This is a genomic window from Streptomyces sp. NRRL F-2580 (assembly GCF_000720115.1).
In the GTDB taxonomy this organism is placed as follows: domain Bacteria; phylum Actinomycetota; class Actinomycetes; order Streptomycetales; family Streptomycetaceae; genus Streptomyces.
The window spans coordinates 1-201 of the sequence record NZ_JOIR01000151.1; the positions used below are offsets into that span (position 1 = coordinate 1).

Consider the following 201-nt stretch of genomic DNA (forward strand, 5'->3'; position numbering starts at 1 on the left):
GTGCGCGAGCGGGATCAGGCGGGGCGGCCGCCGAAGGGGGCGCCGGTGCCGTAGTAGGTGCCGAGCTCTTCGCGGTAGCCGGTGTCGCCGAGGTGCTTGTCGCGGTGGAACTCGGGGGCGTTCTTGATCTGTTCCTTGGTGCGGTCGACGAAGATCTTCTCGTCGTCCGGGTCGACCTTGACGACCGTGCTGGCCGGGAGC

At 69.2% G+C, this 201-nt stretch carries 1 pseudogene; it reads right to left on the minus strand.

What is annotated here, in order from left to right:
- Positions 1-14: 14 nt before the first annotated feature.
- Positions 15-201, minus strand: a pseudogene (locus tag IF88_RS41840) (PRC-barrel domain containing protein); the annotation flags it as partial.